This window comes from Polynucleobacter sphagniphilus (assembly GCF_001953355.1).
Lineage (GTDB): Bacteria > Pseudomonadota > Gammaproteobacteria > Burkholderiales > Burkholderiaceae > Polynucleobacter > Polynucleobacter sphagniphilus.
In genome coordinates this window covers 388,746-410,599 of the sequence record NZ_MPIY01000001.1, presented here as the reverse complement: position 1 = coordinate 410,599, position 21,854 = coordinate 388,746, and the positions used below count along the sequence as shown (strand labels likewise).

Below are 21,854 nucleotides of genomic sequence, written 5' to 3'. Positions count from 1 at the left end.
AAGAAAGCCTACTCTGGCTTACCGTATACCAGCGCAGTCTTCGTGCTGCCAATTTCTAGCCAATCTTTAAGCTCAATTTGTAGATTCTTAAAAAATTTATCAGCCCTTTTGTGCGCCTTAATGGCCTCGCGATTTTCATCATTGACACGATATGAAAAGGCTAACTCGCCAACAATTGGCTCTCCAACGCTTTTCATCCAAATGGCAATATCGCAATGCGCTTGCACACCAGCGCCGAATTGCAAGTTACCCAAGGGTAAGCAGGCTTCCAGAATTTTGTTAGTACTACCACCCACAATACGAATGGGCGTTTTTTTATCAATCAATATTTTTTTGAGCGTAGGGAAAAATTCTGTCAGGCTGGCATGCGTCCGCTCAAAAATATTATCCAGGGGTACTGCATCAAGAATGGCGTTATTTGAATAGATAAGTCGCTTTGTGCCAAGCCCATCGCCTCGTAATATCTCTTCTTTTAGCCTCAGGCGAGCTTTAATTTTTTTCTTAGGCTTTGGATCAAATTTGAAGGAGTCTTCAAGGTCATGCGTTCTACACTTCAAAGTGACTTCGCAAAAGTCATCAACCCATACATTTTGACGTGATTCTCTTACGCGCAAAATAATATTATTTTGCCGAAAATGCTCCCCCGGTGTATCCCAAAAATAGATATTGCGAAGACCTGTAGTCGCATTATCGAGGTGGAAAAACTCAACCTTGTTTTTATGGCAAAAGTTGAGAATTTGTTGACTTAGTTTCTCAATTTGCGAACGCCGATCCAAGCCCTGGGGCTTGATCAGCAACTTAAATTCCCGGTTAGTAATTGAGGGGTGTAATTTCATGGCGTTCTCTCTGTATTACAAAGAGATTACCACTAATAAACCTCCGGCACATACATCTCGGGGGGTACGGGGCCACGAAGGTAGTCCGGATTGTGGACGCGGGCAGGCAAGGTAATGACCGGGTGCTCAATCTCTTGATAGGGAATCTGACTGAGCAAATGAGTGATGCAATTTAAACGTGCCTTTTTCTTGTCATTGGCGGCCACAACCCACCATGGCGCCTCAGGAATATGGGTGCGCTCAAGCATCGTCTCTTTAGCCTTGGTGTAGGCCTCCCATAAGCGACGCGCTTCCAAATCCATTGGACTCAATTTCCATTGCTTTAATGGATCATGAATACGCATCATAAAGCGGTTGTACTGCTCTTCATCCGAAATGGAGAACCAATACTTAATGAGGATAATCCCTGAATTAATCATCATGCGCTCTAAATCAGGCACGGTTTTCAGGAATTCTTCGTACTCTTCATCGGTACAAAAACCCATTACCTTTTCAACACCTGCACGGTTGTACCAACTGCGGTCAAAAAGAACAATTTCTCCGCCTGCCGGTAAATGTGAAATATAACGCTGAAAATACCACTGGGTTTTTTCACGCTCATTGGGTGCTGGTAAGGCGACTACCTTACAAACCCGGGGATTCAGTCTTTGGGTAATGCGCTTGATTGCGCCGCCCTTACCCGCTGAATCTCGACCCTCAAACAAAACGGCTACCTTGACCTTATTTGCCACCACCCAGTCTTGGAGCTTAACTAACTCGCCTTGCAAGCGGAAAAGCTCTTTAAAGTACTCTTGGCGAGGCATGCTTGATCCAGACTCGCCATCAATGGCAAGACGATCATCATCGAGCTCCATTTCGAGCTCTTCATCCATGCTATCTAAAATTTCTTCTTGAGCACGCCGATACCATTCGGCCATCTCTGTATGCTTTGAGGTCATTGCAGTCCTTAATACGAATTACCTATTTTCATTTGTATCGTAGGCATATGTCAATTTTGTTACCAATTAAGGCGCTATTAGATCTGTCGGGAGATGCACTCCTGGCTATAGAGCGCTAATTGCTTTCGATCCAATGCATCTTCATCGGTGGGGCTAATGGGTGGTAAAAAATGTAATTCCACACCCAATCGGGGATTTTTAAGAACCTGAACCATCGACTCCAAGAGCCCCATATCACCTACAAATGCCGGTATGGTCGTTTTTTCTCCCGTTACTCTCGATACATAGCGTATCGCCAGAGGATATAACGGCACCTGAGCAACTAGAGCAGCCTCAAATAAATTAGGCCTAAATGGCAACACCATATTTCCGAGACTAGATGTTCCTTCCGGAAAGATGCAAATAGAATCTTTCTGCAAAACCTGTGCAATCTCCCCCACTACCGCTCTAGCATGACGCGCACTTTCGCGCCGAACAAAGACAGTACCTAATTGCTTTGCCATCCAACCAAAAATAGGCCAGCCTGCTACCTCTGACTTTGCAACAAATCGGAGGGGGTGATATGAATTGATCGCATGAATGTCTAACCAGGAAATATGATTTGCTACCAATAAATAAGGGCTTTTGGGGAGTAATTGCCCACCATATACCTTAAGCTCAATCTCAAAAATAGCCAATAAGTGAGCCGACCACTTTTGTATATGTCTTTTTTTTGACTGGGCATCAATCCATGGGAATATAAAACACAGCGTAAAAATGCCCGCCAATACATGGACTCCAATTCGGCTCCATGACCCCAGCAAGCGAAAAAATGAGATCTGCTCTGCTTGAAGTGGTTTTTGCTCATTCATTTAAAGATGATAAACATAAATTGAGTCACAAAACTGACATTAAATTGTCATGATCTTTACACAAGCCACAGGCCTAATAACAACTCATGATGCATTACAGAGCTATCTGGATTTCAGACGTACACCTAGGAACATCAGGGTGTCAGGCAAACTACCTCCTCGATTTCTTGCGGCATAACGATGCCGATCGATTTTACCTAGTTGGCGACATTATCGATGGCTGGAGGCTGAAGAAATCATTTTACTGGCCTCAGGCACACAACGATGTTGTCCAAAAGCTATTACGCAAAGCCCGTAAAGGCACAGAGGTCATCTACGTTCCCGGCAACCATGACGAAAGTGCTCGCCAGTTCTTTGGAATGTCCTTTGGCGATGTCAAGGTGGTTGAAGAGGTAATCCACACCACTCTTGATGGCAAGAAGCTCTGGGTTACTCATGGCGACTTATTTGATGGCGTCATGCAATATGCCAAATGGCTCGCCTATGTGGGCGATACGCTGTATTCCTTCATTCTGTACATCAATCGTTACTTCAATATGATTCGCATTCGGATGGGTTTGCAGTATTGGTCTCTATCCCAATACCTCAAGCACCAAGTGAAGAATGCGGTAAGTTACATCGCGGACTTTGAGCACATCATGGCGCGTGAAGCCAGGCTGCGTGGTTGTGATGGCGTGGTCTGTGGACACATCCATAAAGCAGAGATTCGCGAAATCGATGGCTTGCTGTACTGCAATGACGGCGATTGGGTCGAGAGTCTGACCGCCTTAGTAGAAACGCAAACCGGCGAACTCAAAATTATTCACTGGCCCCATATTAAAGGCGAGCCCTTAGAAGCATTAGAGACTCGCAACCTACCTGCTGCTGAACTATTCATTAAAGAGGCCACATTATGAAGATCATGATCATTACCGACGCTTGGGAACCTCAAGTCAATGGTGTTGTCAGAACCCTGAAGCAAACGCGTGCCGAGCTCATTGGGATGGGTCACGAAGTGCAGATGATTACGCCGCAAGAGTTCAAAACTATTCCATGTCCTACGTATCCAGATATTTCACTTTCATTGTTTCCAGGCAAGCTGGTTGCGAAAAAGATTAAAGAGTTCGCGCCTGATGCCATGCATATTGCTACAGAAGGCCCGTTGGGCCTTTCAGCCCGCGCCTATGCAGTCAGAAATAAACTGCCCTTCTCCACCGCATATCACACCCGTTTCCCAGAGTACGTTAAGGCTCGCACAGGCATTCCACTTGGCCTCACTTATGCTTTCTTGCGCTGGTTCCACGGTCCTTCAATGGCTGTGATGGCACCAACGATTGTTGTAAAACAAGATCTTGAAAAATACGGCTTTACTAATGTTGTCCTATGGTCACGTGGAGTCGATCTCAAGATTTTCAAAGTACAAGAATCCAAAGCCCTCAATACGGCACACCCGATTTTCTTGTATGTAGGTCGGGTTGCGGTTGAAAAGAATATCAATGCGTTCTTAGAAATTGATTTACCCGGATCAAAATGGGTTGTGGGTGATGGGCCAGCCATGGCTGGTATTAAAGAAAAATATCCTGAGGTGAACTACCTTGGCGTTCTTCAGCAAGAAGAATTGGCTAAGGTATATGCAGCAGCGGATGTATTTGTTTTTCCAAGCAAAACCGATACCTTTGGCTTAGTGCTACTTGAAGCGATGGCATGTGGTACACCAGTAGCAGCCTATCCGGTAACCGGTCCAATTGATGTCCTTGGCAACTCCCCTGCCGGGGCAATGAATGAAGACTTACGGGAAGCTTGCTTACAGGCACTCAAAATCCCTCGTGAAGTTGCCCGCGCACATGCAGAGAAGTTTTCTTGGAGAGCAGCTTCTGAGCAATTTGCCAATCATCTCAGACCGGTGCCCTCTCCAGATGTGCACCTCACAGCATTAGCGTAAATCGACCTGATTTTGAATACCAAATATCACATCGATCAAAATCCGCATAAGGGCAATCGGGGCCTGACCCGCGCATGGCACGCGGCTAAGAACTCATGGTCTGGGATGGTGTACGCATTTAAAGAAGAGAGTGCTTTTCGACAAGAGCTCCTCTTGTTATGCATCTTTAGCCCCATTGCACTAGCTCTTCCAGTGCGCCCTTTGGAAAAAATGGTATTGATTGCCTCCTTGGTGTTAGTTTTGGTGGTTGAGCTTCTCAACTCTAGCGTGGAGGCTGCAATCGATCGCATTTCTTTTGAACATCACGACCTTTCTAAACGCGCCAAAGATTATGGTTCTGCCGCAGTCATGCTCGCCCTTGTAATCGCAATGCTGTTTTGGGCAATTGTGTGTATTCCCCTTTTATTTAATTTGTAAGGCTCTCTATGTCAGATATTCCTAACCCATTAGCTGCTTTTGATATTTTCTCTGCTCGAGTAGATGAGAAAAAACAAAAGAAAGCAAAAGCAAATCCACTCAAGAAATTATTTTCTAAAAAAGTTGCCAAAAAACTATTTGGCAAAAAGTTTGCCTTGAAGACTCGCGCTGAATTGACGTCCCATGAAGTCGCGCCAATCGATCAACAAGTTAAAAAAGTCAAAAAAGCTGGCTTCCTGATTACTTGGGCCAGTAACGCTGATGAAATTAAAGAAGCGCAACGTTTGCGCTATAAGGTATTTGCCGAAGAAATGGGTGCCCACCTTCCTGCCCACCCAGAGAATTTAGATGTCGACGAATTCGATGCCTATTGCGACCATTTATTGATTCGCGATCAAGAAACTCTCAAAGTGGTAGGAACTTATCGCGTGCTGCCACCGCATAAAGCCCAAGAAATTGGTCGCCTTTACTCGGATGCGGAGTTTGACTTGGTTCGCCTTAATCACTTACGTCCTAAGATGGTTGAGCTGGGCAGATCCTGTGTTCATGCAGATTACCGCTCTGGCGCAGTCATTATGTCTTTGTGGAGTGGTTTGGCGCAGTACATGCAAAAGCATGACTATGAAATCATGCTTGGTTGCGCAAGCATTCCAATGGCTGATGGCGGCCACTTTGCTGCTAGCCTATATAACTCGCTAGGCAATGATCAAATGGCTCCCATTGAAAACCATGCCTTTCCACGCTTACCTTTGCCATTAGATCGCCTGAATGGCGGTCTTGAGGTGGAGCCGCCGCCATTGATTAAGGGCTATCTCAAATTAGGCGCAAAGATCTGTAGCGCTCCAGCCTGGGATCCTGACTTTAATACTGCTGATTTACTAACGATGCTGCGTCTCTCGGATATTAATCCACGCTACGCTAAGCATTTTTTAGGGCTCTAAGCGCCTATACATCCTCGAAGTAATCAAATGATTACTTCAGACCCAAGCGATAAGTTCGGCCGATGCGTTCCCATTCGGCCGCTTCTTTTTGCAGGCTAAATTCAGTCAAAGGATGCTCTTTAATCCAGTCTTCTGAGAGCGTCACCAAGTAAGAGCCGCCGTGCTCAGAAACTTTTACCCTAGGCAGACTTGTATCACTCCTGCCGCGACATAAGACCTGTGCCAAGCGCAGGCAAAAGAGCATACGCCAGTCATTAAAACTGCTGTTATTGGCTAGCTTACCTAATTTACCAGCATGCCCAATCAATAAGGCCGAGAGCCGTGCCTGGTCGTTCTTAGAAAATCCAGGCATATCCGCATGACCGGCAATATAAGCTGAGTGCTTGTGATATCCATTATGAGAAATGGATAAACCAATCTCATGAAGATTGGCGGCCCACTGTAATAAGGCAATATTGTCAGCCCGATCCTCGACATCAGGCTTTGGCAATTGCGCTAAAAATTCTCCAGCCAATTTACCAACCCGATCAGCCTGCTCTCGATCCACTGAATAGCGTTGCATGAACTGCTCGACAGTGACATAACGCATATCGTGATGTTGGGAGCGGCCCAAGAGGTCATACAGTACGCCAACCCGCAAGGCGGCATCAGTGACTTCCATGCTTTCAATGCCTAGCTCATCAAATACCGCCAACATAATGGCTAGGCCGCCCGGCCAAACACCTCTGCGGTCTTCTTTTAAGCCGTCCAACTCAACTTGGCTAATATGCTCGTACTTGAGGAGATGCTTTTTCATGGCCTTTAGGCCATCGCGCGTAATTAATCCACTCGATCCATTCACGCGCCCCATGGTGAGCGGCTCAGGCTCATCACTAAAGTTGTTCGTAATCAATTCTGCCAATGCACGAGCCGTGCCTGAGGACCCGATCACCTGTTTCCAACCGCTCTTTAAGTAAGAGCCTGCGATAACCTGAATCTCCCTACGGGCTGCAAGTTCAGCCTCCTTGAAGGCATGCGCATCAATATTGCCATTGGGGAAAAAACGCATACTGTGAGATACGCAGCCAATGTACAAACTCTCCATTAATTTAGGCTCGTAGCCTCTACCAATAATGAGCTCAGTCGAGCCGCCACCGATATCTACCACCAGACGGTTACCCTGCACCGCCGATACCTCATGCGCTGCGCCAATATAAATCAGGCGCGCCTCTTCGACCCCAGCAATCACCTCAATCGGAAACCCAAGCGCCTCTTCAGCGTCCTTCACAAATTGCTGGGCATTTTTAGCCACGCGCAGCGTGTTAGTAGCAACGGCACGCACCTTGGATGGATCAAAGCCCCGAATACGCTCGCCAAAACGACGAATGGCGGTTAAACCACGCTGATAGGCATCGTTACCGAGTAGCTTGTTATCAGTTAAACCAGCAGCTAAGCGGACTGACTCACGCAAGGTATCAATGGGTCTTAATTGAGTGCCAGATGGCGTATTGACAGCCTGGGCTACCAGCATCCGAAAGCTATTCGAGCCTAAATCCACTGCCGCTACCAAATCAGCGGATTGGGAATATAAATCTGGGTGATTGATTGCCAAGGTGTTTCCCGTTAAAACAAGCGCTTAAATGAATATGTCTATTTTATGTAAGAACGATGACATATTCGTTAAAAAGAAGCTAGTCTACTGGGAAATACTTAAGACGCTAAATTTTGCTCGGAACGAGAACAATCTACATTGCCAAAACTGCAAAAAATGCAGCAATCTCCTGACTTGGTCTTCAGAATGCCGCTACAAGCCTTGCAGCGATGCAAATAATGCGAGGAATTGCCTGCAATTTCTAAGGTCTCTTGTGCTTGGCAATGGGGGCACGTAATAGTTGAGTGCTGATTTTCAATATGGTTTTTCACACTGGCATTTTGCACTGTCAATATGGCAAAAATAAGTCAGGATTTAATCAGTGGTACTTGGACTCCAATAGGCCTGGGTCACATAATCCATATTACTTATTTCTTCAATCAAAGCGTCCATTTGTGCGCCTTCGACTGCGCTGTCCGTTAAGACCGCTTGTATCTCCACGTCATCTGCGCCAAATTGATGCACCTCGACATCTTGTGTCTGATAGCCAGCTGACTCGAGCTTTTCAATAAATTGCTTAAGTGCGATCTTCTGGGCATGCTTGGGCGCAATGATGTAAATGGAATTCGTTACCTCTACGGACTCCATATCCAATGGCTGTTTATTAATCAAGGTAACCACTGGACGCAATAAGGTATTGGCAGCAAGCACAAAAATTGTTCCTAAGCACGCCTCCAAGAGCAAGTCAGCACCCGCGCAAGCCCCTACTGCCCCAGAACCCCATAAGGTAGCTGCAGTATTGATACCGCGCACATTACCCTCTTCACGCATGATGACCCCGGCACCCAGAAATCCAATCCCAGAAACAACATATGCCATGACATGCACAGCACCCTCATGACCTGTTAAGCGATTAGCAGCATCCACAAAGATGGCAGCCCCTAATGCCACAAGAATATTTGTCCGAAGGCCAGCTGTACGCTGCCGAAATTGACGCTCTAAACCAATGAGGCCGCCCAACACAAAGGCAGCGCTCAAGCTAATCGAGGTATCAATTAAAGAGGCTAAGTTGATATTGTTCAACGCTTCCATGAAAAGCTTCCCACCTAAATTGTATTTTTCTTGGCCACCTGCAGGCGACCACTTTTGACTGCCTTGCAGAATAGCGCATAGTCAGCATCATTTTGCTTAGCATATGCCTTCGCAAAGGAATACATCGCCTCGCCAAACTGCTTAGATTTACCGCAATACCCGGAAATCATTGCTGCATCACCTGAACGTGCATGCCCCAAAGCCAAAGCCCAACCAAATAATTTGGCATAGTCAGGAAAATTCTTCAGCGACACACCATTAGGACCGCCAATCACAATACCGCCCTTCATATCACGCAGCTGGCGCATATAAAAGCCCTGCATCTTGTCAATGTCAAATGCCACTGCCCCGTAATTCAAAAAGATATCGGGGGCGCCTTGTAATAAGCGTTGTCCGGCTACTACCCGCCTACCCATATCAGCGTAAATAGACTCGCCCAAGTAAGGAGTAAGAACTGATTTTTGGGCTTCTTTATATTGCAAAAATAAGGCGTCATTTTCACTATCGCCTTCAAAATACATCACCATACAATTAGTCCCAACACTACCAACACCCACCACCTTGCGAGCAAAATCTTTTAATGAGTAGCGCTGAAATAAAATCTTTCTATCAGCCAGCAGACTACTCGAGTAATTTAAGAGTGCCCTATCAATTAGATTAATTAAAGGTATGCCATGCGTCTTTTTATCAAAGTGCTCAATCAGCGGTGGATTATTAATTAACTTTCGATCCTTACCCACTAATGTGGTGAGTTTTTCTAAAATCTGTACATTACTCTGCGCCTTGGTTAACTTCAGATAGGCATTGAGCTTTTTTTGATGCGACTTACTAAAGTACTTGCGCACATCCTTTTCACCAATAAATTGCTGCGCTAGATCGAGGTAGGGCATTTGCGCATATCGCGCCATCTGAGCTTGATATTCCCCGCTAATCTGCTGGACTAGAAGCTTGCAAGTCTTCTGGTCACCACCAATGCTTCTACAGGCAATAATCGCGCTGGCAACCAAACGCTTGATATCCCACTCCCAGCTTCCTGGCAATGTTTCATCAAAATCATTAATTCCAAAAACGAGACGATGCTCGGCGGTTCCAAAAAAACCAAAGTTGGAAACGTGCATATCCCCACAAAGTTGTACAGTGATATTAGTAGTTGGTTGATTGGCTAAATCCTGAGCCATGATTGCAGCGCCACCACGATAAAAGGTATATGGTGATTGCAGCATGCGCTCGTAACGGATTGGCATTAAAGCGGTAATCCGAGATTGAGCTTGACGTTCCAAAATGGTAATGGGATCGATGCGATGTTTTGGGGGTGTATACAATCCTTGGGCATCCAAGCTTACTACTTTGCGCAGTGCCCTACCATCTTGCATCCGTTTTTTGATACTGGGGCGGGGATCTTTAAAAGACTCTACGGAGTGCAGAACGGCAAATTTTTTATCTTTTAAATGAGGCTTTACAGCAGCAAGAGTTGCATTCTTTTTTTGAGGCATTACCACTCCAGAGGGAAATCTTTTTCCCTATACTACAACGGGTAAGCTTAGTTAAACTTAAATCCCTCGTGGATATGATGAAGATGCGTCTTCAGCTCTAGATGATCAAGCTTATCGACCGGCAAATCGAGTAATAATTCAATTCGATTGCGCAGACCCATTTCTACGGCCTTAAAAGCAGCTAACCGATCTTCCTCGCTACCTTGAACTGCTGCCGGATCAGGTAGACCCCAATGCGCTGTTGCAGGATGGCCAAGCCAGTATGGACACTCTTCTCCAGCAGCTGAATCACAAAGAGTAATAATAAAGTCCATATGAGGAGCCCCCTCTCTACCTAGCTCATCCCAACTTTTACTACGCACCAATTCAAGCGGATAGCCCATTTGCTCAATTAATTTGAGCGCAATCGGATTGACAACGCCCGTCGGCTTTGAGCCTGCGGAAAATCCAATAAATCGACCATGACTTAGGGTGGTTGCAAGCGCTTCAGCAAGAATAGATCTTGCTGAATTTCCGGTGCACAAAAAGAGAATATTGTAGGTAGGGCTCATTCAATAAAATGGGTAAAACGTTAAATTATTTCATCTAACTTTAAAGCAAATTTAGTATCAACCAAAAAAGATTTTTCTTGGCGATTTGTGGTCCACCCTTTTGATTGAACAAATTGCTCTTTTAAATCTGGCGCAGGTGATCTTAACTTGAGGGCTGCCTTCTCCAAAAGATCAACCCAGTCTTTTTTTAGAGGGGTATTCATCCATCTCTCCTTGAACTCATCAGTTAGTCGGATAGTTAGATGCTACTGGGCGTTTATTTCAGTTTGATTAATAACGAATAAAAAAGAAAAAAGCCCAGCAAAGTGGGCTTAAAAAGGAGGAGCGCTTTATCGTGATCAGTGCATGACTGATGAACCCAATATAGCCATCAAACATGACAATTTAATTACTTTTCCCATACTCAAATTCTTTAATACGTCATTTGTAGGTGCTATTTTGGTAAATGAAGATAATCCTAGATATGCATGTCAGACTTCACTACGCCCTAATCTCCCTGGCAATCATCCCCGGCTATAGTCTGGCCTTTGAACCCTTAAACACCGATGATGCAGGAACAGTAAAAAAGGATGGGAATCAAGTTGAGATCTATTCATTTACTACTAACCAGCATGACAGTAACGCATTAAACGCGGTTGATTTACCCATCCCCGATCAAGATTATGTGGACACGCAATATGCACATGCTTATCCAGTGACCTACACAAGGGGTATTGGCGATAACATAGAGGCTTCAATCGGTAGCGCGGTATATGCTCAGCCAAAGGGGGCATTCTCCCCAGTCTCCAATTCGGCTGTGGCAATGAAATGGCGCTTCGCAGAAAGTGAGGATGGCGACTGGGCACTAGCAATTAAACCAAGTGTTCGTTTGCCAAGCACACCATCACAGCAAGTGGCTGGCCTAGGCTATAGCGCCCTCAATTATGGTGCCACCCTTATTGGGTCAGTCTATTGGAATGCAGTGGAAATTCACGCTAATGTAGCCTATGCAAAAGCAAGCTACAACACGAATTACCCTACCGGTCAGAATACAGACCCCAACAGAACCAACATACTGTTTTTTTCAATTGCACCAGTCTGGACTGTAAGTCCAGGAATCCGTCTAGCACTGGACATGGGTCTTACTACTAATCCACCCACTACAGAACAATACTTAAGTAATTACGGTCTAGTAGCGGCCATTTTTTCTCCAATAGAAGCGATTGATATTGGCTTATCCTATATGCGTAGTGCAGCTAATTTTGGCATTGTGACTTCTGGATCAGGAGCCAATACCACTCGAACAGAAGTTGGCGTTACATGGAGGTTTTAGATGAATACACCATTCTTTCAACGTACTGCGGGAGGGATCCTTCTCCTTTGCTGTATTTTTTTCAACTCAGTTCATGCGCAATCGTTTCGCTTTGTCGCACTAGGAGACATGCCCTATACATTGCCTGGTGATTTTGTGCGATACGAGCGTTTAATTGGAAAAATTAATTCTGAAAATCCATCATTTAGTATTTTTGTTGGCGATACAAAATCAGGTTCCACCCCCTGCTCTGACGAATATGTCCAGAAGATCTCAAATTACTTCAATACCTTTCAAAAACCATTGATATATAGCATTGGTGACAATGAGTGGACCGACTGTCACCGACCTCAAGCGGGCTCTTATGACCCCATAGAGCGCTTAGATTACATTCGCTCTCATCAATTTTCTAATAAGCTGAGTTTTGGCAAACAAAAGTTGGTCTTAACACGTCAAGGTGATGTGATGCCTGCATTTACTACTTTTGTTGAAAACTCCCTTTGGGTGAAAAACGATTTTTTGTTTGTTAGCATACATTTACCAGGCTCCAACAATAATTTCCGTCGCAATGCAAGCTCCGATGAGGAATATAAAAAACGTAATGCTGCGAATCTTGCCTGGATCGAATACGCCTTCGACCAAGCGCAACAGAAAAAATATGTAGGCATTATTTTTGCATTTCAGGCGGATATGTTTTATTCCCCAGATCAAGCAACTAGTCGAAGTAGCGGTTACCGTGACACTCTTGAGCTCTTCAGTAGTCTAGCGGGTAGCACTAACTTGCCCATCCTGCTCATTCATGGCGATAGTCATCGCTTGAAAATTGACCAGCCACTGCTTAATAATCAAAAACGAACCCTGGAGAATGTATATCGCCTCGAGGTGATGGGATCAGATCAAGTTCAAGCTGTAGAAATTGAGATAAATCCCAAGGAGGCAAATCCCTATGGATTCCATCCACTGCTGATTAAAGAGAATATTCAGGCAGATTAAACGCATTCAAGTGCCTATCCGCTTGTAACGATATCCACCTGGAATACACTGAGAGCATCCATCAGGAATTATTCTCACCGGGATCTAAGATGCAAGACTGGGACATTTATTCGACTATTGGGCTTAGGCTAGGCTGTGCCCTGATTGCCGGGATTATTCTCGGGGTAAATCGCTGGCTGCATCATAAGTCCGCAGGGATACGCACCCACTCCCTGGTCTCCATAGGATCAGCCACTGCAGTATTGTTGATTGCCCAATTGGCGCATGATGATGCGCAATCTGTTAGCCGCGTTCTACAAGGCCTCATTACTGGATTAGGCTTCTTGGGTGCAGGCGTTATTATCCGGGAGCGAAATTCACAACGGATTCATGGTTTAACAACGGCGGCAAGCCTGTGGGCCTGCGCTTTGATTGGGGCGGCCTTTGGGGCTGGTGAATACATTTTAGGGGGCCTTTCGGTGGGCGCTATTTTGATCACCCTTCTGATCGGTGGGCCACTAGAACGTTTAGCAACCAGGCTTTCAGGCATCCATCAGGGATCAGAAATCCCACCCACCAATCAGGATAGCTAAGTATCAAAACCTCAAAAAAGGGGTTTTGTCATATTAGTTTGGTAGGATTCGCGGTATTGATACTTTTACAAGCTAAGTCATGAGCAAATACGATTACGAAGACGCTGTAAAGCAACTACAAGAATCTGGGTCTATCAGTCTAGAGGACTTCAAAAAATTAGCCTACGATGATCTCAATGAGCTGCTTGAAGAGATCAAAGTCTGGTGCTTGTATGCTAATGGCGCAGCAGATAAGCTGCCTAAAGAATCCAAAAAGAAGAAAAAGAAAAAGAAAAAGGATTAATTACTGAGCTAATTTAGCTATTCAGTAACCCGTTCTTTTGGGAAGCGAATCGCAAAAGAACTACCTTTCCCAGGCGTGCTTTCAATATGAAGTTGGGCTTGATGGCGACTGGCAATGTGCTTCACAATCGCCAAGCCTAAGCCAGTCCCCCCGGTATCTCTTGACCTACTCCGATCCACCCTATAGAAACGTTCTGTAAGACGTGACAGATGTTCTGAGGCAATCCCAGGGCCTGAATCCGTAACCGAGAACTCCCCTTGCCCTTGAGCATCCACCTGCCATTTGACGTTGATCGAGCCCACATCTGGGGTATAGCGAATAGCGTTTGAGACTAAGTTGCTAAACGCTGATAACAACTCACGTTCATCTCCAACCAAATTCATAGATGATTTAGTTTCAAAATGAAATGCATGCCTGCCTTGCGATAGCGCCTCAGCATCATTCTTCAGCAGGGCCATGAGGGTTTGAGCTTGAACGACATTCATCGGCGCTGGCAAGGTATTTGCCTCTAAGTTGGCCAAAGTCAATAGGTCTTCAACCAAGCTCTTCATACGCTTAGCTTGAGCCATCATCATTTCAAAATATTGATCTTGCTGTGCTTTCTCCAAATTGAGAGATTGCACTGTTTCAAGAAAACCCATTAATACCGTAATTGGAGTTCTCATTTCATGGGATACATTAGCCACAAAGTCGCGGCGCATCGCATCCGCTTTTTGTAAGTCTGTGACGTCTTGAATCAACAGTAAATGTCTTTTTTCACCAAAGGGAAAGGCCTGTAGCATCAAACTCAGACTGCTATTCACGCCCATACGCTCCAGCAATAGGGGCTCGTCAAATTCACGCTTGGCCAAATATTGGACAAACTCTGGCCTACGAATTAAGAAGTTAATTCGTTGCATCACATCCCGCTTAAAAATCAAACCAAAGAACCGCTCAGAAATGGAGTTACACCACTCAATTTGATCTTGATCATCAAGCATCACAATGCCGTTCGGTGAAGCCTGAAAAGCTTCGATAAAGCGCTCGTGCTGTTTTTCAATTGTCCGAATTTGCTGCTTTAAGTTTGAGACCAAACGTTGGAGACGAAAAAAAACCTCCTCCCAAAACCCGCTGGGTAGAGGCATATTTTCAATGTTGTTATCCAATGCGTAGGCTCTCAGGCGCGCCAAATTGACGTAGGAATAGACCAGTGGCACCGCCAAAATAGCCAGACTTGAGCAAATTGCCCAACTAGCACCAAAATTAGGAAGGGTGACAGAGGCAACTACAAGGGCCAGACAAATAATTAGAAAAAAACGGGTTAAGGCAGAGAGCATGCAGCAATCTTAGAGCATCTGTGTAAAACAGTAGAAAAAACCGGTATGAAGGGCCAGATTAGGTGTGAGTTGGGGTTTTGGTAATGCGATAGCCACTGCCCCGGACCGTTTCAATAAATCGATCGCAATCGACGGGTGCCAAAGCAGCTCTTAAACGCTTGATATGGACGTCTACAGTACGCTCCTCAATATAAACCTCACTACCCCATACTTGATCCAATAAATTGGTTCTAGAGTGCACACGCTCTGGATTGGACATCAAAAACTGCAATAGGCGATATTCAGTCGGCCCTAATGGAATAATCTTGGGCTGTTCGTTTGGCCATACGGCAGTGGCACGGTGGGAAACTGGATCTAAGCGTATCGGGCCTACAGCCAGCGGGCCTGACTCCTGAGATGGGGTTTGACGGCGCAATAAAGCGTTTACACGAGCCACCAACTCTTTGGGAGAGAAAGGTTTGGTTACGTAATCATCTGCACCAGAATCAAGGCCAAGCACCTTATCTGCCTCTTCACTCTTGGCCGTGAGCATCAAAATTGGCAAAGAACGGGTGCGCTCATTAGCACGCAACTCCTTGGCAAACTGAACACCTGATTTACCAGGCAGCATCCAATCCAAAATCACCAGGCTGGGCAATTGCTCGCGCATACTAACCAATGCAATCTCAGTTTGCATGGCCTTTTCCACCTCAAATCCAGCATGAGATAAGTTGATGGCGATTAGCTCCGCAATGGAGGGCTCATCTTCAACAATTAATATGCGATGAGTCATCGGTTGGCTCAATTAAGTAATCAGTTAAATCTTATTGGCTTCGCGCACCAAATCCGCATGCGGAATATGACGCACATCAGAACCCTTAACAATATAGATCACGAACTCAGCAATATTTTTAGCATGGTCACCAATACGCTCAATTGCCTTTGCTATTGTCAACATGTCTAAGCCAATAGAAATCAAATGCGGATCTTCTGACATATAAGTAATCAGTTTGCGTACAAAACCGCGGAATTCTTCATCAATTTGGCGGTCTTCTTCAACCACTTCTGCTGCTGCAATGGTATCTAGGCGTGCAAAAGCATCCAAGCTTCTGCGCAATAAAGAAATGGCCATTTGACCCGATAAACGAATCTCTGCAACGTTGATGTTATTAATTGCACCAGCTTCAATCAAGCGCTTAGTGCGTTTAGCAACGCGCTCAGCCTCATCGCCTGCGCGCTCAAGATTGGTAATGGCTTTGGATACCGCCATTACTAAACGTAAATCACGAGAAACAGGTTGGCGACGTGCAATCACTTCAGTGCAGAGCATGTCGATTTGGATTTCCATATCGTTTACTAGCTTCTCGTTCTCAATCACGATGTTGCAAGTATCTATATCCATCTGCGTAAAGGCACGCATAGCGGTTGCTATTTGCGACTCTACCAAGCCGCCCATTTCTAACAAGCGGCTAGACAAGGCGTTTAAGTCAGCGTCAAATTGGGATGATAGGTGTTTATCTGGCATTACTGTCTCCAATTAACCGAAGCGGCCGGTAATATAGTCTTCTGTTTCTTTGCGCTGAGGCTTGATGAAAATTTCATCTGTTTTGCCGTACTCAATCAAGCTGCCCAAGTACATATAGGCAGTGTAATCGGATACGCGCGCAGCCTGCTGCATATTATGAGTAACGATGGCAATCGTGTACTCATGCTTGAGCTCATTAATAAGCTCTTCGATTTTTCCAGTTGAAATTGGATCCAATGCAGAAGTCGGCTCATCGAGCAAAATCACTGATGGCTTGACCGCTACACCACGAGCAATACAAAGACGCTGTTGCTGGCCACCTGAGAGCGATAAACCACTTTGGTTCAACTTGTCTTTGGCCTCAGTCCAAAGAGCCGCTTTATTCAAGGCCCACTCTACGCGCTCATCCATCTCTGAGCGAGAAAGCTTTTCATATAAGCGCACACCAAATGCAATGTTTTCATAAATAGACATTGGGAATGGAGTTGGCTTCTGGAAAACCATCCCAATTCGGGAGCGCAATAAATTGAGGTCTTGACCCTGCTCTAGGATATTTTGACCATAGAAGTTGATTTCGCCTTCAGCGCGCTGACCTGGATACAGGTCATACATACGATTGAGTGTTCTGAGCAAAGTAGATTTACCGCAACCCGAGGGTCCAATAAAGGCAGTTACCTTGCCTTCCTCAATATTTAAATTAATGTTCTTTAGACCCTGAAAGGAGCCATAAAAGAAATTCAAATCACGCACTTCTAATGCATTACGAATTTCTGATTGTGGTTGCTGATTATTTTCCACGTTCACACTACCCCCAAGACGGTCGATCTGATTTAAATCAAAATTAGTTTTCATATTACTCATCCCTGCACCTTCTCACGAAAGACCACTCGCGCCAAGATGTTGAGCCCTAAAACAGCAAAAGTAATTAGGAGTGAGCCACCCCATGCAAGGCTGACCCAGTTATCGTAGGGGCTCATTGCAAATTGGAATATCACCACCGGCAAATTAGCCATCGGTGCATTCATATTCGTAGAGAAGAATTGATTGCTTAAAGCAGTAAAGAGTAATGGTGCAGTTTCGCCACTAACGCGTGCCAAAGCCAGCAATATACCGGTCATGATGCCGCTTTGTGCAGCGCGCAAGGTGATCATGAAGGCCACTTTCCACTTAGGTGCACCGAGAGCATAAGCAGCTTCGCGCAAACTGCCCGGCACTAGTCGCAACATATTTTCAGTGGTGCGAACTACCACTGGGACTGCAATTAAGGCCAAGGCAATCGTGCCAGCCCAGCCCGAGAAGTGTTTTACTTGAGCGACCACTAAAGCGTAAACAAACAAGCCAATCACAATAGATGGGGCCGATAACATAATGTCAGTTACGAAACGAGTAACCGATGCAACCTTACTGCGATCACCGTACTCCGATAAATACAGACCAGCCAACACTCCCACGGGGGTGCTAATAAGGGTACAGCTCACAATTAGCATTAAGCTGCCAACAATGGCATTGGCCAGGCCACCGCCCTCAGATCCAGGCGCTGGAGTACTCTGCGTAAATAAATTCAGGTTAATCGCAGAAAAACCTTTAATAAACAGCACTGCCAGAATCCAGATTAAAAAGACCATGCCCAATACCATGGCGAACATGGAAAGAGCTAAACCAATTTTATTGGCGCGCTTGCGACGCGCAAATACTGCTTTATCGATATTGATTGCTTGACTCATGATTTCAATCCTTGGCTTTTCTCCATGCGAATCAACATCCATTTAGCTAGCGCTAACACCACGAAGGTAATAAAGAACAGAGCTAAACCAAGGGCGAATAATGAAGAGAAATGCAAGCCCGCTTCAGCCTCTCCGAATTGGTTGGCCAAGGTAGAAGCAATGGAGCTGCCAGGAGCAAATAGTGAGGGAGAGATTCGTCTTGCATTACCAATTACAAAGGTCACGGCCATGGTTTCCCCGAGCGCCCTGCCCAGTCCCAACATCACACCGCCGATCACACCTGCTTTGGTATAGGGTAGAACGATTCTACGGACTACCTCCCAAGTGGTGCAACCAATGCCATAAGCGGATTCTTTTAATACCGGTGGCACGATTTCAAATACATCGCGCATCACAGAGGCAATGAAAGGCAGAATCATCATTGCCAAAATCAAACCGGCACACAACATACCAATACCATTCGTTGGGCCAGAAAACAGAATACCAATCAGTGGAATCTTACCTAAGGTAGCTTGCAGCGCCGGCTCAATATAGTCACCAAAAATTGGCGCAAAAATAAATAAGCCGAACATGCCATAAATGATCGATGGCACCGCAGCCAAGAGTTCAATTGCAATCCCCAAAGGACGCTTTAGGCTGGAATGGCAGATTTCTGTCAAGAAAACTGCAATACCAAAACTCAGAGGCACAGCAATCAATAAAGCAACCAAGGATGAAACTAATGTACCGTAAATGGCAATCAAGCCGCCAAACTGGCCGCCGATAATATCCCACTCATCGCTAAAGAAAAATCCAATGCCAAACTCACTTAAAGCGGGCCATGCATTGATAAATAAGGAAATGATGATTCCCATCAAAGCAAACAATACAGTCAAAGAAAAAAACTGCGTTGTCCTATGGAACAAGAAGTCTTGGATTCGTTGAATTCGGGCAATTTTGACTGCCTTAGCCGAGGGCAAACCCGCTGAAAAAGAAGATTCCATTATGTCTTTAAAGGTATCTGTTAAGCAAAATGGCCCCAATGTGTATTGGGGCCTGCTGCGATTTATCTAAGAATTACTTAACCTGAACTTGTGACCAAACATTCTTACGAATGAAGTTGGTAGTTGCATCTGGCATCGGCACATAGTCCAAATCTGCAGCCATTTGCTTACCATTGGTAAATCCATAGTCAAAGAACTTCAACACTTCAGCTGCTGAGTTTTTGTTCTCTGGCTTTTTGTACAGCACTACAAAAGTTGCGCCAGTGATTGGCCAAGCACCAGCACCGGGGGCATTAGTGATGAAAGTTTCCATACCTGGGAACTTAGACCAATCTGTACCGGCAGAAGCGGCAGCGAAAGATGCGGCATTTGGAGAAACAAACTTGTCAGCGGCGTTTCTCATCTGAGTCACGCTCATGTTGTTTTTCTTGGCATAAGCAAATTCAACGTAACCGATTGAGTTCTTAATCCGAGAAACGTTAGCCGCAACACCTTCATTACCCTTGCCGCTAACTGTAGATGCTGCAGGCCATTTCACCGCTGCACCAAAACCGACTTTTTCTTTCCAGCCAGCATTTACTTTAGTGAGGTAATTTGTAAAGATTGCAGTAGTTCCTGAACCATCCGCACGACTTACCACTGTGATATCGCCAGCAGGAATTGTCAAACCTGGGTTCAACAACGCAATACGCTTGTCGTTCCAGTTGGTAATTGTGCCCAAGAAAATATCCGAGAGAACATCGCTAGACAATTTCAATTGGCCTGGCTTGATACCTTCAATATTTACTACAGGAACTACGCCGCCGATAATGGCAGGGAACTGAACCATGCCACCCGCCTCAAGCTCTCCGAAACTCATTGGGGCATCGGTTGCACCGAAGTCGACTGTCTTGGCTTTGATTTGTTTAATACCACCACCAGAACCAATCGATTGGTAGTTCAAGCTGTTGCCTGTTTTTGCCTTATATGCCTCAGCCCATTTGGCTAAAACTGGATAGATGAAGGAAGAGCCTGCGCCAGTCATCTCAGCAGCAAATGCAGAGGTGCTCATGGCTACTGCAACCGCACCCGCAACTAGGGCTTTTTTGAAAACAAGTTTCATGGTGTTGTCCTTAAAGGTGTAACAAAAGAATGCGATACCGAGACGATACGTATGGTGTGTGACCCTTTTATGACAACATCTGGTTTATGGAAAATAAACCTTTAAATACAAATACTTAGATTTTATAAAGTGGGTACTAAATGAGCAATACTTTTGGCAGCACTCATAGCGATATCGCCATCGGCTGTCTCCACCATAACCCGCAAAACAGGCTCTGTTCCAGAAGCGCGTATTAAGACCCTACCCCTACCTTTGAGGTCTGCCTCCACTCGAGCAATCTGTTGAATAAGGGCTTGGTCACCCTTCCAGTCATATCCCGACTTGAATTTGACGTTCAAGAGGACCTGAGGGAAGAGACTGACTGAATCTAGGAGTTCGACTAAAGTCTTCTTTTGCTGACTCATGGCGGCCAGCACCTGCAAGGCAGCAATCGTGCCATCTCCAGTGGAATGCTGATCTAAGCAAAGTAAGTGACCAGATCCTTCTCCACCAATCAGCCAGTTCTTTTGCTTGAGCAACTCAAGAACGTAGCGATCGCCCACATTAGCGCGCTCAAAACAGATTCCCAAGGCTTTGATTGCATTCTCAACGGCTAAATTGGTCATTAAGGTTCCAACCACCCCACCCAGCTCAAAACCGCGCTCAAGACGATCTTTCGCAAGCACATAGAGCAATTCATCGCCATTAAAGAGTCTGCCGGAGGCATCTACCATTTGCAGTCGATCGGCGTCACCATCTAACGCAATACCCAAATCAGCACCTACCTCTTTTACCTTGGCAATCAAAGCTGCAGGTGCAGTAGCGCCAAAGCCATCATTAATATTGCGGCCATCTGGGCTAATACCAATCGAGATCACTTCAGCGCCAAGCTCATGAAATACATGTGGGGCTGTGTGATATGCGGCGCCATTGGCGCAATCAACCACCAATTTCAATCCCTTGAGATTCAAGTCCCCAGGAAAGGTAGATTTACAAAACTCAATATAACGACCGGCGGCATCATCCAAACGAAAAGCCTTACCCAATTCTTCTGAGTTAACACAACCCATGGGTTTGTTTAACTCTTTCTCAATGGCAAGCTCAAGAGCATCAGATAATTTATCGCCTTTAGCTGAGAAAAATTTAATCCCGTTATCTTGATAAGGATTATGCGAAGCCGAAATGACTACACCAGCAGATAGACGTAATGCTTTAGTTAGGTAGGCCACTCCAGGGGTTGGCATTGGACCGCACAACATCACATCCATACCCGCAGCAGCAAATCCGGCCTCTAGTGCAGCCTCTAGCAAGTAGCCCGAAACACGGGTATCTTTACCAATCAATACTTTGCTACGTTGACCGGGTTTAGCATCTTTGCTCAATACTTTTCCAGCGGCATAGCCAAGGCGCATGATGAACTCAGGAACAATCGGAAATTGCCCCACTTCGCCGCGAATGCCGTCAGTACCAAAGTATTGTTTTTTCATGGATTTGATT

General features: G+C 45.4%; 25 protein-coding genes. 8 read left to right on the top strand and 17 right to left on the bottom strand.

All coding sequences use genetic code 11. From position 1 onward, the window contains the following. Window positions 1–8: 8 nt before the first annotated feature. The 3 genes from BOQ04_RS02090 to BOQ04_RS02080 form a co-directional block, all read right to left on the bottom strand. A complete protein-coding gene (locus tag BOQ04_RS02090; RefSeq protein WP_076023095.1) occupies window positions 9–836 on the bottom strand; it encodes a CYTH domain-containing protein in 828 nt (275 codons plus the stop codon). A 32-nt stretch (window positions 837–868) separates the two neighbouring features. Further along, entirely contained in the window at window positions 869–1,774 is a 906-nt protein-coding gene (ppk2, locus tag BOQ04_RS02085; protein WP_076023094.1) for a polyphosphate kinase 2, read from the bottom strand. A 77-nt stretch (window positions 1,775–1,851) separates the two neighbouring features. After that, window positions 1,852–2,625: a lysophospholipid acyltransferase family protein gene (locus BOQ04_RS02080; protein WP_076023093.1), complete on the bottom strand. Its 774-nt coding sequence runs from the start codon at window positions 2,623–2,625 to the stop codon at window positions 1,852–1,854. Between the two features lie 86 nt (window positions 2,626–2,711). Here BOQ04_RS02080 and BOQ04_RS02075 point away from each other — a divergent pair, with 86 nt between their 5' ends. From BOQ04_RS02075 to BOQ04_RS02060, 4 genes are read left to right on the top strand one after another with little or no spacing between them, the layout of a single operon-like run. Continuing rightward, window positions 2,712–3,521, top strand: coding sequence for a UDP-2,3-diacylglucosamine diphosphatase (locus tag BOQ04_RS02075; protein ID WP_076023092.1), 810 nt, complete (start codon window positions 2,712–2,714; stop codon window positions 3,519–3,521). Next, on the top strand, window positions 3,518–4,546 hold the full coding sequence (locus BOQ04_RS02070; protein WP_076023091.1) for a glycosyltransferase family 4 protein: 1,029 nt from the start codon (window positions 3,518–3,520) through the stop codon (window positions 4,544–4,546). The genes BOQ04_RS02075 and BOQ04_RS02070 overlap by 4 nt, the downstream gene beginning before the upstream one ends. A gap of 12 nt (window positions 4,547–4,558) precedes the next feature. Further along, window positions 4,559–4,963 carry a diacylglycerol kinase gene (locus tag BOQ04_RS02065; RefSeq protein WP_076023090.1) on the top strand — a complete coding sequence of 135 codons (405 nt, stop codon included), beginning with the start codon at window positions 4,559–4,561 and terminating at the stop codon, window positions 4,961–4,963. A gap of 8 nt (window positions 4,964–4,971) precedes the next feature. Further along, window positions 4,972–5,904, top strand: a complete 933-nt coding sequence (locus BOQ04_RS02060; protein WP_342394101.1) for a GNAT family N-acetyltransferase — start codon at window positions 4,972–4,974, stop codon at window positions 5,902–5,904. Window positions 5,905–5,935: 31 nt separating this feature from the next. On the opposite strand, the gene ppx is transcribed toward BOQ04_RS02060, so the two are convergent. From ppx to BOQ04_RS02030, 6 genes are all read right to left on the bottom strand, one after another. Next, on the bottom strand, window positions 5,936–7,495 hold the full coding sequence (ppx, locus tag BOQ04_RS02055; protein WP_076023089.1) for an exopolyphosphatase: 1,560 nt from the start codon (window positions 7,493–7,495) through the stop codon (window positions 5,936–5,938). 98 nt (window positions 7,496–7,593) lie between these two features. Beyond that, window positions 7,594–7,806, bottom strand: coding sequence for a GDCCVxC domain-containing (seleno)protein (locus BOQ04_RS11050; RefSeq protein WP_425338947.1), 213 nt, complete (start codon window positions 7,804–7,806; stop codon window positions 7,594–7,596). A 43-nt stretch (window positions 7,807–7,849) separates the two neighbouring features. Further along, window positions 7,850–8,566, bottom strand: a complete 717-nt coding sequence (locus tag BOQ04_RS02045) for an MgtC/SapB family protein (RefSeq protein ID WP_076023088.1) — start codon at window positions 8,564–8,566, stop codon at window positions 7,850–7,852. A gap of 14 nt (window positions 8,567–8,580) precedes the next feature. Next, complete coding sequence (locus BOQ04_RS02040; protein ID WP_083657471.1) at window positions 8,581–10,059, bottom strand: DUF2252 domain-containing protein; 1,479 nt, start codon at window positions 10,057–10,059, stop codon at window positions 8,581–8,583. Window positions 10,060–10,106: 47 nt separating this feature from the next. Continuing rightward, window positions 10,107–10,610, bottom strand: a complete 504-nt coding sequence (locus BOQ04_RS02035) for an arsenate reductase ArsC (protein ID WP_076023087.1) — start codon at window positions 10,608–10,610, stop codon at window positions 10,107–10,109. Window positions 10,611–10,630: 20 nt separating this feature from the next. After that, a complete protein-coding gene (locus tag BOQ04_RS02030) occupies window positions 10,631–10,813 on the bottom strand; it encodes a hypothetical protein (protein WP_076023086.1) in 183 nt (60 codons plus the stop codon). 242 nt (window positions 10,814–11,055) lie between these two features. Here BOQ04_RS02030 and BOQ04_RS02025 point away from each other — a divergent pair, with 242 nt between their 5' ends. The 4 genes from BOQ04_RS02025 to BOQ04_RS02010 all read left to right on the top strand — a co-directional run bounded on the left by BOQ04_RS02025 (window position 11,056) and on the right by BOQ04_RS02010 (window position 13,749). Then, entirely contained in the window at window positions 11,056–11,922 is an 867-nt protein-coding gene (locus BOQ04_RS02025) for a hypothetical protein (RefSeq protein ID WP_076023085.1), read from the top strand. After that, entirely contained in the window at window positions 11,923–12,894 is a 972-nt protein-coding gene (locus BOQ04_RS02020; protein ID WP_083657469.1) for a hypothetical protein, read from the top strand. It begins immediately after the preceding gene. Window positions 12,895–12,983: 89 nt separating this feature from the next. Next, the gene (locus BOQ04_RS02015) at window positions 12,984–13,466 is read left to right on the top strand and encodes an MgtC/SapB family protein (protein WP_076023084.1); all 483 of its coding nucleotides are present in this window, start codon (window positions 12,984–12,986) and stop codon (window positions 13,464–13,466) included. Between the two features lie 79 nt (window positions 13,467–13,545). Continuing rightward, complete coding sequence (locus BOQ04_RS02010; protein WP_076023083.1) at window positions 13,546–13,749, top strand: hypothetical protein; 204 nt, start codon at window positions 13,546–13,548, stop codon at window positions 13,747–13,749. Between the two features lie 17 nt (window positions 13,750–13,766). Here BOQ04_RS02010 and phoR read toward each other — a convergent pair whose 3' ends face one another. From phoR to glmM, 8 genes are all read right to left on the bottom strand, one after another. Then, window positions 13,767–15,065, bottom strand: coding sequence for a phosphate regulon sensor histidine kinase PhoR (gene phoR / locus BOQ04_RS02005; RefSeq protein WP_076023082.1), 1,299 nt, complete (start codon window positions 15,063–15,065; stop codon window positions 13,767–13,769). Window positions 15,066–15,123: 58 nt separating this feature from the next. Continuing rightward, on the bottom strand, window positions 15,124–15,837 hold the full coding sequence (phoB, locus tag BOQ04_RS02000) for a phosphate regulon transcriptional regulator PhoB (protein ID WP_076023081.1): 714 nt from the start codon (window positions 15,835–15,837) through the stop codon (window positions 15,124–15,126). Between the two features lie 24 nt (window positions 15,838–15,861). After that, window positions 15,862–16,569, bottom strand: a complete 708-nt coding sequence (phoU, locus tag BOQ04_RS01995) for a phosphate signaling complex protein PhoU (RefSeq protein ID WP_076023080.1) — start codon at window positions 16,567–16,569, stop codon at window positions 15,862–15,864. Window positions 16,570–16,581: 12 nt separating this feature from the next. Further along, the gene (pstB, locus tag BOQ04_RS01990) at window positions 16,582–17,421 is read right to left on the bottom strand and encodes a phosphate ABC transporter ATP-binding protein PstB (RefSeq protein ID WP_198929265.1); all 840 of its coding nucleotides are present in this window, start codon (window positions 17,419–17,421) and stop codon (window positions 16,582–16,584) included. A gap of 5 nt (window positions 17,422–17,426) precedes the next feature. After that, complete coding sequence (gene pstA / locus BOQ04_RS01985) at window positions 17,427–18,293, bottom strand: phosphate ABC transporter permease PstA (RefSeq protein ID WP_076023079.1); 867 nt, start codon at window positions 18,291–18,293, stop codon at window positions 17,427–17,429. Further along, window positions 18,290–19,276 (bottom strand): phosphate ABC transporter permease subunit PstC, encoded by a 987-nt coding sequence (gene pstC, locus BOQ04_RS01980; protein WP_076023078.1) that lies wholly within the window; start codon window positions 19,274–19,276, stop codon window positions 18,290–18,292. The genes pstA and pstC overlap by 4 nt, the downstream gene beginning before the upstream one ends. A 73-nt stretch (window positions 19,277–19,349) precedes the next feature. Next, window positions 19,350–20,378: a phosphate ABC transporter substrate-binding protein PstS gene (gene pstS / locus BOQ04_RS01975; protein WP_076023077.1), complete on the bottom strand. Its 1,029-nt coding sequence runs from the start codon at window positions 20,376–20,378 to the stop codon at window positions 19,350–19,352. Window positions 20,379–20,500: 122 nt separating this feature from the next. Further along, window positions 20,501–21,844, bottom strand: a complete 1,344-nt coding sequence (gene glmM / locus BOQ04_RS01970; protein WP_076023076.1) for a phosphoglucosamine mutase — start codon at window positions 21,842–21,844, stop codon at window positions 20,501–20,503. Window positions 21,845–21,854 lie beyond the last annotated feature (10 nt).